Source organism: Armatimonadota bacterium (assembly GCA_016125185.1).
Classification (GTDB): domain Bacteria; phylum Armatimonadota; class Fimbriimonadia; order Fimbriimonadales; family Fimbriimonadaceae; genus Fimbriimonas.
In genome coordinates this window covers 1,282,056-1,298,288 of the sequence record WGMG01000006.1, presented here as the reverse complement: position 1 = coordinate 1,298,288, position 16,233 = coordinate 1,282,056, and the positions used below count along the sequence as shown (strand labels likewise).

Sequence of the window (16,233 nt, the reverse complement as noted above, 5' to 3'; positions counted from 1 at the left end):
AACTTGGGCGATACTAAACACTGAATGGTTCCACTCGTTCTTTTGTTGCTTGGGCAACAGTCGCCGTCGCTCGACACTTTGACCTCTCTCGCCAAGCAAAAGGACATCGCCGGACTCGCCAAGTACTCGACCGGGGACGGGCACGAATTCAAGGTTTTGCGGGGCGGAGCATACGACGTCGGCAAGTTCGGTTGGACCGCCAAATCGCTAAAGATTGACGGTATCGGCGACTTTGTAGTCTTCACCACGCCGCTCACTTCCGAGGATATCGGCGAACTACTCTTCGAGCGTGCGGGCACCAAGCTGAAGTACATCGACGAGCAGGACAAGGACGGCATTCGGCTTCGACATCACAAGGTTCATGTATCGTTCAATGTTGCGAAGAAGGAGGCGTTCCTAACCGACGAGATCTCTGCGGAGATCTCGCCGAACCAGAAGAAGTTTCACCTGCTCCGATTCTCGCCGTGCTACACGGTAAGTTCGATCACGGACGGAGGCAAGGCAGTCCCGTTCAAGCAGACCGGCGGAATCGTGATGATTCCAAAACTGAAGCCGGGCAATGTGAAGCTCAATGTGACTTATACGGGCATAGTCAATCTCCCCGACTATGCGGGGTCGATCACGCCGGAAGTCATCACGCTGACCAACGACTACTGGTATCCGATGGCGAACCGGATGCCCGCCACCTACGAGATTTCGGTAGTGCCGCCTTCGAATGAGTACACGGTCGTGGCGCAAGGCAACTACGTAGGCAAGGATGGCAAAGCAGAGAAGTTCGACATGGAACTTCCGGCGATCTATTGGAGCCTGACAGTGCTGAAGACTAAGCATGTGGCGGAAAAGATCGACGGTCGAACCCTGCAGATGTGGAGCCCGCGTGTCAGTGTGGACCGAATGAAGCTTCAGCCGAAGCTGTACGCACCGATTATCGACTTCTACAGCCGCAACTTTGCCCCGTTTCCGTTCGATTCCTACGGGGCCCTGGACAGCCCGTCGTATGGCGGAGGCGCGCTAGAAGCGTACTCGTACGCCACATATGGCGGCGGCCTACCCGAAGAAGACGCTCACGAGCCATCGCACACCTGGTGGGGCGGAATCATGCCGAACACGTACCTGAAGTCGTTTTGGAATGAGAGCTTCGCCGACTGGTCGGAAGGATGTTTCCGACGTGGAGTCGCTATTGGCAATACGGACGATCGAAAGATGCTTTTCCAAACCGTATCGATGCCGCAGGAGGACTATAACGAAGCTCCCCTGATGGCCTCCGGCGCGTCGATAGGCGCGGCGGCTGGCTCGCTCGGCTACGGAAAAGGGGCGCTTGTCTTGGCAATGTTGGAACAGTTGGTGGGAACGCAGAACCTCGTCGGATGCATGCACGATTGGATCGCTAACCATCCCAAGGGCGAACCAGCCGAATGGGAGGGATTTGAGGCCGTGGTGCTGAAGAAGCTGCCCCAGTTCGAATTGAAGGACTTCTTCAACGACTGGTTTCGACGTCCGGGATACGCCAATGTGAAGCTGGCCTCCGGCTCCTTTGCCAAGGGCGTCTTCAGCGGAAAACTTGCATGGTCCGGCCCGACTTTTCGAATGCCGGTGGACCTTTGGTTTGAAGATGCCTCGGGCCGACGGGAAGTGAAGATGCTGGACACCAAGAACGTTGATCCCCAAGGGAACTTCAAGATCGAGGGAATCGGCGTTGGGGCAAAGAAGGTGTACTTCGATCCGTACCACCGAGCGCTTCGGGTTGGACCCGATCCGATCTTTGCGTCATTTGGCGACTTCGAAGGACATGTCCAAATCGTGCGGGATGCCAAGCATCCGGAGTACTTGCAGTCGTTCACCGGGCAGACGACGGCTGATTTGAGTACCCTCGATGGCAAGTTCCTGATCGGCAATCCGGCAACTATGCCCGAACTGAAGAGCCTCTGTGATAGAGCCGGATTCCAGGTCGATGGCGATCAACTGACGTTTGACGGCACGATCATCGATCTAAAGTCGAACGCGGCGGTGGCAGTTGTGGAGCTTGGCGGTGGCAAGCGATGCCTGATTGGTTTGGGCGTCTCGCAGATGCCGCCAAATATTGGCCACGGCTATGTCGGTTTGGTGGACAATCTTGGCCGCGCTTTGCGGGGCCAAGTGCATTTTCCTTTGCGGCCAGATAACTGGCTTGCCCTGTAGCTGTTCATGACTAATCGTCGGATTGCGGTTATTTTGAACGCCAAGGCCCGAAGTGGTCAGAAGCTCTTTGACCGCGTATCCGAGCTAGTCGGTGATGAGGCCGAATTCATTGTCCTCTCCCGACGTCCTCAGGACCAGCATGAAGCGATTGAGCGGGCGAAGCGTGAGGGCATCGAGAATGTGTGGATCGGCGGCGGGGACGGCTCGGTTCGAGCCGCGGCATCAGCCCTTGCCGGGACGTCGGTGGTTCTTTCCATCCTGCCGCTCGGGACAGGCAACGCCTTGGCCCACGAGCTAGAGATACCGATGGAAATCGAGGCGGCGATCCATTTCCATTTGTACGAGGCCCGCATTCGCTACATCGACGTCGGGACGTTTAACGATGAGGTCTTCGTTAATGTAGCGACGCTGGGGCTGACCTCGCGAATCATGGAGCAGGTGCAAGCGTCGGACAAAGGCACGTTCGGACGTTTGGTCTATCTCCCGGCGGTGGCCCGGGCGTACAGCGCCACACGTCCGTTTCAGATTCGGGTGGAAACGAACGAGGGAACGTTCGATGGCAAGGCGATGCAGTTTGTTGCGGCCTCGACTCGTCTTCATGCGGGACCGTTTCCGGTTTCGCGAGACGCGGAAATCGATGACGGCCGCCTCTCAATCTATGTGGTCGAAGCGACTACCCAGAAGAATCTGATGCGCTACGGCGCGGCCCTTTTGCTTGGCCAGCAGACGCGGCTTCCCGAGGTTTGGAATGTGGAAACCGAGCAGGCTAAGGTGACCCTGCAGCGGACCAGACGTTTTGTCGTCGACGGCGACGCCTTCAAAGCCAGAACGGTGACAATCGGGGTTCGAAACGTGGCCCTAGCGGTTACGGCGCGCTAGCGGAAGAGTTCGGAGTTCGGCTGAACGTCGAGGTCCATCGAGCTTTGCTCGCCTCTTTCGAGCCGAAAGGCGGCGACCAGGCCAATCATCGCGGCGTTATCGGTGCAGAGATCGCCAGCCGGGATGAGGACCGGGAGGCCGTAGCGATTGCCAAGATCAAGCACCTGGCTTCGCAGCTCGCCATTGGCGGCGACGCCGCCGCAAAGTCCGATGGACTTGGGCGAAAAGTCTTCGACCGCGTTCGAGAGCTTGGCGATGAGGGAGTCGCAGATGGCGGCTTGCAGGGACGCGCAGGCGTCGGGAACGGAAATTGCCTCTCCTTCGGCTTCGACCAGGCGAAGCATGGCGGTCTTGAGGCCGCTAAAGCTGAGATCGTAGCGCTCCTTGGCGAGGCCTCGGGGCAAGGAATAACGTTTGGGGTTCCCTTGGATCGCCAGTTCGGAGACCCTCCGTCCACCCGGGTATCCAAGTCCAAGCAGGCGAGCCCCTTTATCGAACGCCTCGCCCGCCGCATCGTCTCTTGTGTGGCCGATGAGTTGGTAGTCGCCTAACCCTCGAATCAGCACCAATTCCGAGTGCCCTCCTGAGACCAGAAGCGAGGCCATCGGAAAAGCGAGCGGCTCGTCATTGGCCAGGCACGCCAGCAGATGCCCTTCCAAATGGTCCACGCCAAGAATGGGGATGCGGAGCGCATAGGCGAGGGATTTTGCGGCCGTCACTCCCACCGAAAGAGCGCCGACCAAACCGGGTCGATTCGTGACGGCAATGGCCCGAATCGCATCCATAGCAATCTGAGCCTCATCCAAAGCAGATTCAATCACCGGAAGGATCGATTCGATATGGGCTCTAGCCGCTGCCTCGGGGACGATTCCGCCCCATTGCTCGTGCATGGCGATTTGGGAACTGACGACGTTGCTGAGGACCGAACTACCCCGAAGCACTGCGGCGGAGGTTTCGTCGCAACTGGTCTCGATGGCGAGGATCGGGCCTTCGAAAAGGGTCATCAGGCTCCCGGCTTCCACGAGAGAAGGTCGTTGAGCATCATGACGACGGCATCCTCCTGGTTGTCGGGGTAGTACTTGTTGCGGACGGTCGATTGGACGAAGCCGAGCGTTTCGTAGAGGTGGATTGCGCCGACGTTCGAAGCTCGGACTTCGAGGGTCGCGCAGACAGCGCCTTTCTCGCGAGCGCGGGTGAGCAGTTCGATCATGAGCTTTCGTCCGATGCCTTGGTTGCGAAGGTGCTCGCACACGACGACGTTGGTCACGTGGGCTTCGTCGACCAGAATCCAGACGCCGCCGTAAGCGCCGACGTCGCCGTCCACCAAACCGACCAGGAAGACGCCGTACTTGTGTTCAAGTTCGTTTTCGAAACTCTTTTGGGACCACGGCGCGCTGTGGGTAACGTGCTCGATCTCAAGGATTCTCGGAATGTGGGATTTGTCCAGCGGTACGAAGCGAAGCGTCGCGAGCATTAGCCCCCCAGATATGCTTCCTTGACCTTCGGGTCGACGAGAAGTTCCTTGCCAGTGCCTTCCAGAACCATGACCCCAGTTTCCAAAACGTAGGCGCGATCGGCGATTTCCAGGGCGCGGTTGGCGTTTTGCTCGACGATGAGCACGGTTCGCCCATCCTTGTTGAGGTCTTTGACGATATTGAAGATTTCGGTAATGAGGAACGGTGCGAGACCGAGGGACGGCTCGTCCAGCAAGAGAATCTCGGGGTTCGACATCAGCGCGCGGGAAATGGCGAGCATCTGCTGTTCGCCGCCACTGAGGGTTCCGGCGCTTTGCTTGAATCGCTCTCGCAGGCGAGGGAATCGGTTGAGGACGGCTTCCATGTCCTGGGCGATCTTGACGGTGTCCTTGCGGAGGTAAGCGCCCAGCTGAAGATTTTCCTGCACCGACATGTTGGTAAAGATGCGGCGACCCTCCGGCGCTTGGCCAAGCCCCATCTTGACGATTTCGTGCGGTTGGGCGTTCGTAATTTCCACGCCGTTATAGCTGATACTGCCCGATCGGGCGCGGAGAAGGCCGCTGATCGTCCTAAGCAAAGTGGACTTTCCAGCCCCGTTAGAGCCGATGATCGCAACGATTTCGCCAGGGTTGACGTGGAGGGTTACATCTTGCAGGGCCTGGATCGCGCCATAGAAAACGTTGATACCTTTGATCTCTAACATCTAAAAACCAATCGGTTCTACCTCAAAAAGGCCCGATCAGGCCTGAATTGTACTCACCAAATACCCTAGAATAAATACCAGGTAATGAAGAATCCTAAGTTCTCGCGAGCGTTCGAAGTTGTTTCCGAGCTTCCAGAGCCGCTGAAGCCTCTGAAAAAACTGGCCAGAAATTTCCTCTGGTCTTGGAACCACGAAATTCGGGATTTGTTCCGCAGCATCGACAAAGACGTTTGGGACGGAAGCGAACATAACACGATCCTCTTTCTCAATCGCGTGCCGAAGGCACGTTGGGCGCAGTTGACCAAAGACGGACTGTTCATGAATCGCCTGAAGGCTTGCGAACAGATCCTCGACAACTATCTCGACCAAGAAACCTGGTTCCAGAGGGAGTTTCCCGATCAAGAAGGGAAGGCGCAGATCGCGTATTTCTGCTTCGAGTTCGGTATCACCGAAGGACTGCCGATCTACAGCGGCGGTTTGGGCGTTCTCGCTGGCGACCACCTGAAGACGGCGTCGGATCTCGGTCTGCCGCTGGTGGGCCTCGGATTGCTGTACAACCGCGGATACTTCCGCCAGCAATTAACGCACGACGGTTGGCAGCAGGAGATTTATCCGCAATACGATTTCTATCAGATGCCGCTGCAGTTGATGCGCGACACGAACGGAGACCCGATTCGGGTTCCGATCGAATTTCCCGACCGCGTGGTCACGCTCCAGATTTGGCGAGCCGACGTGGGGCGAATCCCCCTTTACCTTTTGGACAGTAACGTCCTCGAGAACGCGCCGAACGACCAAAGCATCACCGACTCGCTTTATTCGGGCGACGAGGAGATGCGCATCCGCCAGGAGATCATTCTGGGCATCGGCGGCATGAAGGCTCTGGCCGCCCTCGGAATTAGCCCGACGGTGTGCCATATGAACGAGGGGCATGCATCGTTCCTTGCCATCGAGCGAATCCGCCAGTACATCGAGCGCGAGAACTGCGACTTCCGCGTGGCGCGCGCCGCGACGGTCCACGGAAACGTCTTTACAACCCACACGCCAGTTCCCGCCGGATTCGACCTCTTCCCGCCTCAACTGCTGGAGAAGTACCTTTCGAATATGGCGGAGAAGGTGAAATTGAAGTTCGACGACTTCATCAAACTCGGCCGGTTTGAGCCGGAGAACACGGGCGAAGCGTTCAACATGGCGATTTTCGCGATGGAGACGGCCAACCACGTGAACGGCGTAGCCAAGCTCCACGGCGAGGTCTCGCGAAGCATGTTTGCCCGGCGATGGGAGGAATATCCTGAGAATGAAGTTCCCATCGACCACGTGACGAACGGCATCCATACGATGACCTGGGTCGGTCGAAAAATGGCTCGACTCCTCGATGAATTCTGCGGAGACGGATGGCGAAGAAACCCGAGCGATCCGAATAACTGGAAAGGCGTCGATAAGATTCCCGATAACGAGCTTTGGCAGGTCCGTGAGGACCAGCGAGGGGCGCTGATCCGCTACGTACGGCGCCGGCTTGAGCGGGATTTGGCCCGCCGCCACATGCGGAGCCGTGTGGACAGCGCGGTGATCAACGAAGTTCTCGATCCTCGTGTCTTGACGATTGGTTTTGCCCGTCGGTTTGCGTCGTATAAGCGAGGCTCGCTGATGATTTCCGATCCCGAGCGCATCAAGTCGATTCTGTATCACAAGGAGCGACCCGTTCAGATCGTGATCGCCGGTAAGTCCCACCCACGAGATGATGCGGGAAAGAAGCTGATCCAGGACCTTTTCCGCTACATTAACGACGATGGGGCGCGAACCCGGATGGTCTTCTTGGAGGACTACGACATGGGTGTGGCTCGCATGCTCGTTCAGGGCGTCGACGTGTGGCTGAACAACCCGCGCCGACCCAACGAGGCGTCGGGCACGAGCGGCATGAAGGTCGTACCGAACGGCGGTCTCAACTGTTCGATTCTCGACGGTTGGTGGGATGAGGGTTATGACCCGTCACTTGGCTTCGTCATCGGCGACCGCTCGATGAGCCCGGACGCCGGACACCAGGACTGGCTGGACTCGCACTCGCTCTACGAAGTCTTGGAGAACCAGGTCACGCCGATCTTCTACCACCGTGTGGAACAGGGCGTGCCGCTTGGGTGGATCAACATGATACGCGAAAGCCTGAAGCATCTCGGACCGTTTTTCTCGACTGACCGAATGGTCCAGGACTACGCTCGTAAGTTCTATATCCCGGCTTCGGACAAGTACGTAGACATGAGCGCTAACGGCTCGGCACGAGCCAAGGCTGGGCTTGAATGGCGAACCCGAGTTCAGGCGAACTGGGCACAGGTGAAAATCCTCGACGTGACGGATAACGCGAAGTCATCGAACCTGCTGGGCAGTCCGCTGACGATCACCGCGAAGGTGCATCTTGGCGTGTTGTCGAAGGACGACGTTCGGGTCCAGGCCGTGACTGGTAAGGTCGGCATGAACCGCGAACTGACGGACACTCAACCGGTCGAGTTGGAATTTGAAGCTTATGAGGATTCGATTGCGATCTTCAAGGGTGATATTCTGTGCACTCATCCGGGCCACCAGGGCTATGCGCTTCGGATTGTGCCAAAGCACGAAGACCTCTCGATTCCAGCAGAACTCAACTTTGTGCGGTGGCAATAAACGGCCAATGCTGGTAAGTTAGTGGGGGTGGGCGTGATATCTCGACGTGGAGTCCTTGGTTTTGTTGCGTGTCTTTGCTTGGCCGCCTCCTGCTTGGCAGGCGTCAGCAAAGGCATTCGACTTGGCGTTGGTGACACGAGTAACGTTTGGCTTCCGGGTGACCAGAGCAACGTCAAAGTGGCGTCATCCGATCCGCTCATCCTGGAGGTGACGAAGGCTAAGAGCGGCTTTACCGCCAAAGGTCTTCGACCTGGGCAAGGCTTTGTCACGGTTACGCAGAAAGGCAAGGACCGCCGAATCGACTTCGCGGTTAAGCCGTATGCGGCCAAGATTCCCGGCCAGATTACGGCTGAGGTCAGCGGTGAACCCGCCATTCCTGGCACGGTTCAAGGTGCCATCGAGGGAAGCGTCAAGCAACAACTGACTTTCGCTCCGCTTGCGAAAGTGGCGATCAAGTGCGAACATGTCCCGTCGATTTCGCCGGGCAAGATCGTGGACGTGCCGATCAAGCTGACGGTGACGGCCCCAGGGACGTTGACGAAGACCGGCACACTGACGGTCCGTGTTTCGAACATCGGTCTGAAGCAGAAAGATGAGGACGCGCTTTGGTATTGCAACGACCCGGAGCGAGTTACCAAGAAAGAAAACCTTTTTGCCGCCGAGCTAAAGCCCAAGAAGTCGGCGCGGATGCTGTACCACCACATCAACGACTCATCGCGAGACATGGTGATTCGAACCATGGTGGTGAACGATTCGGATTTTCCGGCGACGATCTGTTTAACGCCAGGGGACTCTTCTCCGACGACCGACCCAGTCGCGGCCGGCCTTCGGGCTGGAGACCTTTTCCTTCGCGCATGGGTGAACGATAGCGGGGAAGTGGTCAACCTTCCGCCACGGACCTGTTTGCCGATTTCCTGCCGACGATTGAAGCCGAAGGAAGTCATCAGCGGCCTTTGTGCGATCCGCTATGTGGACGGCGAGAAGAAGCTGTTGGTTCGTGCCGATGCGTTTCCGGTGGAAGACCTGGAGCCGCGTTGGGCGCCGACGCTGGCAAGCTCAACGCCTTGGCGAGAGGTCGGACCGATGACCGTTCGCTCGTGGGACAACACGCCCTATAACATCTCGGAGCACGTCTACCCCGAACCGTTCAAGGCCAAGTCGGCCGAGTTCTCGGTTGGTGGTCGTTTCGCGGTTATTCGCCTTGGCCAAGAGTCCATAGAGCGGAGCGATAACGCGGGCGTGCTGGACGGAAACTTCGGCGTGATCTACACGATCGACGCGACGCTGTCGAATCCGCAGGAGGAATCCACCAATATCGAACTCGTCTTCGAGCCAAGCGCGGGCTACTCGGGCGGAATCTTTTTCATCGACGACAAGTACGTGATCACGCCAAAAATCGCCACGAAAGGCGAGGCGAGGATTGCTCGCTACCGCCTCTATCCAGGCGAGACACGCAAGATCAAAATCCTGACGATGCCGCTTTCCGGGTCCAGTTATCCTGCTACACTTTTCGTTCGAATCTTTGGTGCCGGGTCTGCCTCGGATATCATTGATTTGACGAAGAGAGATTAATGAGTGACAGCTACCGAGCCATCGCCGACCTGTTCGGCACGAATTTGGCCGACGAATCCCAGCCTGCGGGACCCATCAAGCAAGGACGAAGCGCCGACGAAAGCGACCAGTTAGGCAAGCTGAGCCTCGAAGCCGGGAAGTACCAGGAGGCGATCGAGCATTTTAAGCGCGCGGTGGAACAGCGCGACCCGAACGACGTGTCCTCGCGAATCGATTTGGCCGGCGCTCTGGAGTCCTCGGACCAGTTCCCACAGGCTTATCGCCAGTACATGAAGGCGCTAAACCTGAAGGGCGACGAGGTCGAACCCCACGCGGGTCTGGCCGACCTGCTGAAGCGGCATGGCAAGTTCCGTGAGTCTCTAGAGTACCTGCGTCAAGGTCTGGAGAAGGACCCGAACAGCGCATTTTTGAACTTCAAGATGGCTGAGACCCTGCGCGATGCGGGAGCACCGAGGCGAGCTTTGGAGTATGCCGTCAACGCAGTGGTCATCAAGCCGGACGATCCGTTCTTCCACTATTGGATTGGCGACCTCCACACCGTTCTGGGCAATTACGAGGAGGCTCTGCAGTCATTGCGCGCGGCCGTTGAGCTATCGCCCGGCGACGACTTTTACTATCTGCGCTGCGTAGTGCCGTTTTGGAATTCAGGGATGCGCACCGAGGCGATCAAGGCGGTTCGCTTAGCGAGCGATTTGAACCCGGAGAAGCACCTTTACCACGGGATTTTGGAAGAGTTACTGCGCGCCAACGGGCAGGATGAGGAAGCCGAATTGGAGGTCAGCCGGTCGAGCCAGATGGATCGCTACGACGACGACATGCTCGACCGTTTCCTCGATGAACTGAAGTTCTAGAGTCCTTCGTTCGCGACTTCGATCGCCTTCAGACAAGCCTTGGCCTTATTCTTGGCTTCGTTGTACTCGTATGCCGGGTCGGAGTCATACACCACGCCGCATCCTGCCTGCACGTAGGCCTTGTTGCCTCGCTTAAAGATCGTGCGCAGAGCGATACAGGTGTCCATATTGCCGTCGTAGCCGATGACGCCGACGGTTCCGGCATAGGCCCCACGGCGAGTTGGCTCTAGCTGGTCGATCAACTCCATCGCGTGGACTTTCGGCGAGCCGCTGACGGTTCCTGCCGGGACGGTCGCGCGGATGAGATCGTAGGTGTCGAATTCGTCGCGAAGCTCGCCGGTCACGTCGCTGACGATGTGCATGACGTGGCTGTACTTCTCGATCACCATGAGGTCGTTGACCTTGACCGAGCCCCACTTGGCTACTCGTCCGATGTCGTTTCGACCCAGATCGACGAGCATGATGTGTTCGGCCCGCTCCTTTTCGTCGGCCAGTAGCTCGTCAGCCAATCGCTGATCTTCCTCCTCCGATTGGCCGCGCCATCGAGTTCCGGCGATGGGGCGGACCCGGGCCATGCCGTCGTGAAGCGAGACCATGATCTCGGGCGACGCGCCGATCAGTTCGAAATCGCCAAACTGCAAGAGGAACATGTACGGCGACGGATTGATGCTCCGCAGAGCGCGATAAATCGAAAGCGGATCGGTGGCCGGTTCGGCCATGCAGCGAAGGGAAGGGACCATCTGCTGGCCGTCGCCGAGGCGCAGGTATTCCTTCATCTTCCGCACCGTGTCCTCAAACTGCTCTTGAGTCTGGTTAGCGGACAAGATCGGTTCGGCGACAGCGCCCTTAGGAAGCGGCGGCAACGGTTGCGAGAGTCGATCGACGACCCACTGAATTTTGCCCTTGGCCCCCTCGTAGCCCGCTTCGGTGCCATCGGCCATCACGACGACGCGAATCAGGTTCTTGACGTGGTCGAAAACGACGACGTGATCGGTGATCATCATCGCCAGATCGTCGACGTTGAGATCGTCCGTGCAGGTGTCGGGAAGCTTCTCGAAATACCGAACGATATCGTACGCCATCATGCCGACCGCGCCACCCAAGAAATGCTTCAGTCCCGGCATCGGGATCGGCGTCGTACCTTCTAATTCCTTCTGCAACACGTCCAGCGGGTCTTGACCAGCTTCCAGAGTCATGGGGGTCTCGGTTGAACCCTCGACGATTCGGCCTGCACCGTTCTTGCATCGGATTACTTTTTTCGGCGTCACGCCGAGGATCGAATAGCGAGCCAACTGCTCGCCACCGGTCACGCTCTCCAGCAGAAAGCTGTACGTTTGGTCGTGGGCCAGCTTCCAGTAGGCGCTCACCGGGGTTTCGATATCGGCGCGGATGTCCTGATAGACGGCAATCGCGCGCCCTTCCGCCGAAAGCTTCCGGTAATCGTCAAGCGTGGGTGTGAGCATTCCGACTGAATTATGAACTGAAATTCGCGCAAGATGTGACAAACTGAACTTGTGTCTGGCTTCACCACGCATACGGGCAAAATCGCCGTCCTGAACGAGGATCAGGTCGATACCGACCGAATAATCCCCGCTCGATTCCTATCGAAGGTTGAAAAGAGTGGCTACGGCGAGCTCCTCTTCAACGATGTGCGCAAAGATGGGTTCATACTTGACACGCCGGAAGCAAAGGGAGCATCGATCCTGGTGGTTGGGACTAACTTCGGTTGCGGGTCGTCTCGCGAGCATGCGGTTTGGGCCATCCAGCAAGGCGGCTTTCAGTGCGTGATCGCCCGAAAAGACCCGGCGTCACCAGGATTCTCCGACATTTTTCGCGGCAACGCCGCCAACTGCGGACTCCTTTTGATCGAGCTTTCGCCGGAAGACCACCAGGTCATCGCCTCCCAGCCGACCGGATCGGAGGCTACTGTCGATCTTCCCGACCAGACCGTGACGGTGGACGGAAAAGTGCTGAAATTCGACATCAATGAAGCCACGAAGATGGCTCTAGTCGAGGGCCTGGACCTGATCGGTACGACGCTTCGCTACCAAGCCGATATCGATGCCTTCGAGGCTCAGTCCAAGACCTATGTACCGAAGCCGTTGGAGACGAGCCATGTCTAAGAGCTGGATTGCAGCTCTGACGTTCGGCCTAGCGCTGAGCGGGTGTAATGGAAGCGCTGGCTCGGCGAACGGTGACGAGTATCCGGTTTCGAATAACCAACCGACGACGGCAACCAACAACGAACCATCGACGAATTCGGCGTCCAATTCTGATTCCAATACGGCGAGCAACAATGAGCCGTCAAAGCCGAGCACGAAGCCTTCGGATCCCAATAACAACGCCAGCCGTCTCTACCAGCTAAAGGATTTGCCCAAGATCAAGATCAAGACACCCGGTGGCGACCTCAACCTCTGGGTGATGGACACAGAGTCCAAGCGACAGGAGGGCATGATGTTCCTCGTCGATCGAGAGGTGAAAGACAACGAAGGGATGATCTTTGTTTTCCCGGAAGCGCAAAAGAAGAACGGAAACTACGGCTTCTGGATGCACAACACAATATTGCCCCTCGATATCGACTACATTTCGAAGGATAAGAAGCTGATCAACGTCGGGAAAGGCGTTCCGTTTAGCGACGATCAGGTCAAAACGGAAGGCGATTATCTCTACGTGATAGAGGTCAAGCAAGGCATGTCGGGCAAGTTCGGTTTGAACCCCGGTGCGACCGTGGATATTCCGTCGAATTTAGTCGGAAAACCGTGATGGTGTTCTCTCCTCATAGCGTCTAGTATTCTGATGAAGGGGATATTGTTGGTTGTCGGCCTCATGGCCACCGTGCTTGCGAATGCGCAAGACTTATTCGGCGACGGGAAACAGACCTACCTACTGATGCCGGCCGAAGTGATTTCGAGCGGAATCGTAAGCAATGTTTCGGTGAGTTTGACTAGCCGGTATGTGCTCTTCCGGCGAAACGATGTACCGAGCCCCGACAAGCTCATTGTCAGCAAATCCACCGAGCCGGGACCGTGGTACTACTACGATCGGACAACAAAGAAGAGCAAGCCCCTTCCGGTGCCCAAGACTGCCATCGACGTCGCGATCCTCGGCGACGGCGTCACCGCATTCTTCTTTGGTGGTCCAGATCGTAGTTCGCAGGGCTTTGTGAATTTGGATAGCGGGGCAGTGCGGAAGACCAGCATCGACATCCAACACCTGGATTACCTAGGCGAATTGCCGTCGGCACCTTACGTCGTGGCGACTGATGAAGGAAAGGCCCAAATCATTCGTACCGACGGCGCTACCGCCAACATCGTTCTTCCGCCGAAGGTCAGACTTGGCACGCCGACTGGGGGCGACGGGAACTCCATCTCTTTTACCGCCTTTCGGCGCACCAGTCCCCTTGAATACGGCAAGGCTGTCGTCCAGCTTTCGAGCGGCGAGGTTTCGTACAAGGCATGCACGCGGGAAGAATGGATCGCCATGAACCCAGATTTCCAGGATACCAACCGATTTTGGTTCGAACTGTTAGGCGATCTTGCCTACGTGAAGATGATGAACTTGCCGAAGGATGCGAAGTCGGACCTTCCGCTTCGGGCCAAGCTCGGAATGGTCGACTGTTCGCCCCGCTTCAGTTACGACAACAAGTTCGTGGTGTACCAGGACGCCGGTGCGCTTTTAGTGCGCGACATCCAGCCGATCGACACGGATACGGCGAAGAAACTCTACAACGATGCCCTCAAGCTCGCGGCGATCTCCAAAGCCAAGCAGGTCGCGCTAGGGCTGATCATGTGCGCGGCGGACAATGACGACGTGTTGCCTGGGCTACAGGGTTGGGAAGCCAAAGTTGATCCGTACCTGAAAGATCAGGACATGATGAAGGACTTCAATTACACCTTCCACGGTGGCGACATGAATTCGCTCGAAGACCCAGCAGGGACGGAACTCGGTTTTGTTTTGGCACCCGGCGGACGCGCCGTGGCCTATACCGACGGTCACGTGAAGTGGATACCTAACCCGTGAAGCGCATTCTGCTGGTCTTTGCTGTCCTTTCGGTAGCTTCCATTGGATATGCGCAAGAAGTCTTTGGCAGTGATCACGAGGCGTTTGTATTGTCGCCCGCAGTCGTAATCTCGAGTGGCCCCACCAAAATTGGTTCCTTTTCTCGAAGCGGTAAGGTCATTTTGTACAAAAGGCTTGAAATCAAGAAACCAGAGGACTATTTGTACGAGAAGTCGCCAGATGAGTACGAGTGGTATGCCTACAACCGTTTGACGCAGACGAGTCAACGACTCAAAATTCCCAATAAGGCGTTAGATCCGGTCGTGATGGCGGGAGATCAGGTGGTGACGTACCTGGACAGTGAAGCCAAGAAGCGGACTTTTTACAACATTGAAAAGCAGCTGACTACGTTAGTTGCAGAGCCCGAGGTCCGACCGATAAACGATGGCTCGCAATTCGATTTTCTGACGTACTCTCGCGGCAACCGAGTTCGGCTGGTTTTTTCTGATGGAACCACGCTGGATTTTGACTTAGACTCCAAGCTCGAATTGCTTGGCCCAGTTTCAGAAGACCGCGAGTCGATGGTCTTTCTCACCACGGTCGGGCGTCAGAGTGACTCCTTGCTGGACAGGACTCCACGCGACTATGTTCGGCTGTCAGTCGATCGCAAGAAGGGCACCACTATGTCAAAGAGTCTGAATGAAGACGAGGTCCAGAAGATTCTTTCGTCTGCAATGTTTGGTGCCGACGAAAAATTTGAGGTCGACTCGGACCAAGGTTGGCTTTCGGTGTCAGTTGCGAGCGACGAGAAGACGCCAAAGAAGACTGCTGTACCTGTCTCGGCAAGGATTGGACCCGGGCCGCACTACGATAGGTCGTTTGACGAAATGTCCATTGTTTACCAGCAGGCTGGATCACTGCTTTTGCGCGACATCCATCCGATTTCGCTGGATTTGGCACTGAGGGTCACGCAAACGAACCTTCAAAAAGCTTTGATGAATGACGCAAAGCAGATGGGCTTGGCTTCCCTTATACTAGCCGCCGATAACGATGATGTGTTGCCCGGCGCGAAAGAATGGAAGGATAAGGTTCTGCCCTACATCAAGGACATTGATTTGGCTAATCGCTTCAACTACACCTTCAAAGGCGGTTCGATCAATGTTGAAGACCCGGCCAAGACGGAGCTAGGTTTCATCATGGGACCTGGTGGCCGCGCAGTCGTGTATTTAGACGGCAACACGAAGTGGATTCCTAACCCCTAAGCCACTTCTCAACCGCAACATCTAGCATTGGCTCCGTCAGGCGGCCGGTGAAGGTGTTCTGTTGGCTCGGATGGTAGCTTCCCACCACTCGCGTCGACCCAACCATCGAAACAGCGCCATGACCGAACTTTGGCGCTTTGGCGCTCATCGCCCGATGAGCCTGCAGCCAGGCGATGCTCCCAAGGCAGAGAACCCCGGTCCAGGTCCGGCTTTGCACCACCCCTTCCAGCCAAGGGCGGCAGTTTTGAATTTCCTCGTTGGTCGGCTTGTTGTCGGGCGGGGCGCAGTGGCAAACCGCCACGATGACCACATTCGAGAGCGTCAGACCGTCATCCGCCGAAGTCGATGTCGCTTGGTTCGCAACGCCCGCCTTGTGGAGAGCGCGGTAGAGCCAGTCGCCCGAACGGTCTCCGGTAAACATTCTTCCGGTACGGTTCGCGCCATTCGCCGCCGGTGCAAGGCCGACGATCAGAAACTCTGCGTCGGGATCACCGAATGGTGGTACCGGCTTGCCCCAATACGTCTCGCCTCGATACCGTTTTGGCGGGTCCGCCGCCACCGAACGGCACCACTGGCGCAAGCGCGGACACCGTTCGCACGTAGGAATATCGTGTTGGATCGTGAGGATTTGCGAGGACACTCCGATACACTATAGCTGAACG

General features: G+C 57.1%; 14 protein-coding genes. 9 read left to right on the top strand and 5 right to left on the bottom strand.

From position 1 onward, the window contains the following. The first annotated feature begins 24 nt into the window (after nucleotides 1-24). Nucleotides 25-2,178: a hypothetical protein gene (locus GC165_14105; GenBank protein ID MBI1334002.1), complete on the top strand. Its 2,154-nt coding sequence runs from the start codon at nucleotides 25-27 to the stop codon at nucleotides 2,176-2,178. 6 nt (nucleotides 2,179-2,184) lie between these two features. Further along, the gene (locus GC165_14100; protein ID MBI1334001.1) at nucleotides 2,185-3,057 is read left to right on the top strand and encodes a hypothetical protein; all 873 of its coding nucleotides are present in this window, start codon (nucleotides 2,185-2,187) and stop codon (nucleotides 3,055-3,057) included. Here the strand turns inward: GC165_14100 and tsaD are convergent. The 3 genes from tsaD to GC165_14085 are packed head-to-tail and all read right to left on the bottom strand — an operon-like array spanning nucleotide 3,054 to nucleotide 5,235. Continuing rightward, nucleotides 3,054-4,061: a tRNA (adenosine(37)-N6)-threonylcarbamoyltransferase complex transferase subunit TsaD gene (tsaD, locus tag GC165_14095; protein ID MBI1334000.1), complete on the bottom strand. Its 1,008-nt coding sequence runs from the start codon at nucleotides 4,059-4,061 to the stop codon at nucleotides 3,054-3,056. The two genes, GC165_14100 and tsaD, sit on opposite strands and share 4 nt — an antisense overlap. Next, on the bottom strand, nucleotides 4,061-4,531 hold the full coding sequence (gene rimI / locus GC165_14090; protein MBI1333999.1) for a ribosomal-protein-alanine N-acetyltransferase: 471 nt from the start codon (nucleotides 4,529-4,531) through the stop codon (nucleotides 4,061-4,063). The genes tsaD and rimI overlap by 1 nt, the downstream gene beginning before the upstream one ends. Further along, nucleotides 4,531-5,235, bottom strand: a complete 705-nt coding sequence (locus GC165_14085; GenBank protein MBI1333998.1) for an ATP-binding cassette domain-containing protein — start codon at nucleotides 5,233-5,235, stop codon at nucleotides 4,531-4,533. Before GC165_14085 ends, rimI begins: the two co-directional genes overlap by 1 nt. 84 nt (nucleotides 5,236-5,319) lie before the next feature. Between GC165_14085 and glgP the strand changes: the two genes are divergently transcribed. From glgP to GC165_14070, 3 genes are read left to right on the top strand one after another with little or no spacing between them, the layout of a single operon-like run. Beyond that, the gene (glgP, locus tag GC165_14080) at nucleotides 5,320-7,887 is read left to right on the top strand and encodes an alpha-glucan family phosphorylase (protein MBI1333997.1); all 2,568 of its coding nucleotides are present in this window, start codon (nucleotides 5,320-5,322) and stop codon (nucleotides 7,885-7,887) included. Between the two features lie 33 nt (nucleotides 7,888-7,920). Continuing rightward, complete coding sequence (locus GC165_14075) at nucleotides 7,921-9,459, top strand: hypothetical protein (protein ID MBI1333996.1); 1,539 nt, start codon at nucleotides 7,921-7,923, stop codon at nucleotides 9,457-9,459. Beyond that, on the top strand, nucleotides 9,459-10,310 hold the full coding sequence (locus GC165_14070; GenBank protein MBI1333995.1) for a tetratricopeptide repeat protein: 852 nt from the start codon (nucleotides 9,459-9,461) through the stop codon (nucleotides 10,308-10,310). The genes GC165_14075 and GC165_14070 overlap by 1 nt, the downstream gene beginning before the upstream one ends. On the opposite strand, the gene trpE is transcribed toward GC165_14070, so the two are convergent. Continuing rightward, nucleotides 10,307-11,773 carry an anthranilate synthase component I gene (gene trpE / locus GC165_14065; GenBank protein MBI1333994.1) on the bottom strand — a complete coding sequence of 489 codons (1,467 nt, stop codon included), beginning with the start codon at nucleotides 11,771-11,773 and terminating at the stop codon, nucleotides 10,307-10,309. The genes GC165_14070 and trpE overlap by 4 nt on opposite strands. Nucleotides 11,774-11,824: 51 nt before the next feature. Here trpE and leuD point away from each other — a divergent pair, with 51 nt between their 5' ends. Genes leuD through GC165_14045 form a run of 4 tightly spaced genes read left to right on the top strand, consistent with a single transcriptional unit; the run spans nucleotide 11,825 to nucleotide 15,571 of the window. Next, the gene (gene leuD, locus GC165_14060; protein ID MBI1333993.1) at nucleotides 11,825-12,433 is read left to right on the top strand and encodes a 3-isopropylmalate dehydratase small subunit; all 609 of its coding nucleotides are present in this window, start codon (nucleotides 11,825-11,827) and stop codon (nucleotides 12,431-12,433) included. Next, nucleotides 12,372-13,073: a hypothetical protein gene (locus GC165_14055; GenBank protein ID MBI1333992.1), complete on the top strand. Its 702-nt coding sequence runs from the start codon at nucleotides 12,372-12,374 to the stop codon at nucleotides 13,071-13,073. Before leuD ends, GC165_14055 begins: the two co-directional genes overlap by 62 nt. 33 nt (nucleotides 13,074-13,106) lie before the next feature. Further along, complete coding sequence (locus GC165_14050; GenBank protein MBI1333991.1) at nucleotides 13,107-14,330, top strand: hypothetical protein; 1,224 nt, start codon at nucleotides 13,107-13,109, stop codon at nucleotides 14,328-14,330. Then, entirely contained in the window at nucleotides 14,327-15,571 is a 1,245-nt protein-coding gene (locus GC165_14045) for a hypothetical protein (protein ID MBI1333990.1), read from the top strand. Before GC165_14050 ends, GC165_14045 begins: the two co-directional genes overlap by 4 nt. On the opposite strand, the gene GC165_14040 is transcribed toward GC165_14045, so the two are convergent. Beyond that, nucleotides 15,561-16,211 carry a uracil-DNA glycosylase gene (locus GC165_14040; protein MBI1333989.1) on the bottom strand — a complete coding sequence of 217 codons (651 nt, stop codon included), beginning with the start codon at nucleotides 16,209-16,211 and terminating at the stop codon, nucleotides 15,561-15,563. The two genes, GC165_14045 and GC165_14040, sit on opposite strands and share 11 nt — an antisense overlap. Nucleotides 16,212-16,233: the final 22 nt, after the last annotated feature.

What these genes read in the sequence shown, in the direction of transcription:
- GC165_14105 (MBI1334002.1), top strand. Translation starts at nt 25, where the DNA reads ATGGTTCCACTCGTTCTTTTGTTGCTTGGGCAACAGTCGCCGTCGCTC.
- GC165_14100 (MBI1334001.1), top strand. Translation starts at nt 2,185, where the DNA reads ATGACTAATCGTCGGATTGCGGTTATTTTGAACGCCAAGGCCCGAAGT.
- tsaD (MBI1334000.1), bottom strand. Translation starts at nt 4,061, where the DNA reads ATGACCCTTTTCGAAGGCCCGATCCTCGCCATCGAGACCAGTTGCGAC.
- rimI (MBI1333999.1), bottom strand. Translation starts at nt 4,531, where the DNA reads ATGCTCGCGACGCTTCGCTTCGTACCGCTGGACAAATCCCACATTCCG.
- GC165_14085 (MBI1333998.1), bottom strand. Translation starts at nt 5,235, where the DNA reads ATGTTAGAGATCAAAGGTATCAACGTTTTCTATGGCGCGATCCAGGCC.
- glgP (MBI1333997.1), top strand. Translation starts at nt 5,320, where the DNA reads ATGAAGAATCCTAAGTTCTCGCGAGCGTTCGAAGTTGTTTCCGAGCTT.
- GC165_14070 (MBI1333995.1), top strand. Translation starts at nt 9,459, where the DNA reads ATGAGTGACAGCTACCGAGCCATCGCCGACCTGTTCGGCACGAATTTG.
- trpE (MBI1333994.1), bottom strand. Translation starts at nt 11,773, where the DNA reads ATGCTCACACCCACGCTTGACGATTACCGGAAGCTTTCGGCGGAAGGG.
- GC165_14055 (MBI1333992.1), top strand. Translation starts at nt 12,372, where the DNA reads ATGCCTTCGAGGCTCAGTCCAAGACCTATGTACCGAAGCCGTTGGAGA.
- GC165_14050 (MBI1333991.1), top strand. Translation starts at nt 13,107, where the DNA reads ATGAAGGGGATATTGTTGGTTGTCGGCCTCATGGCCACCGTGCTTGCG.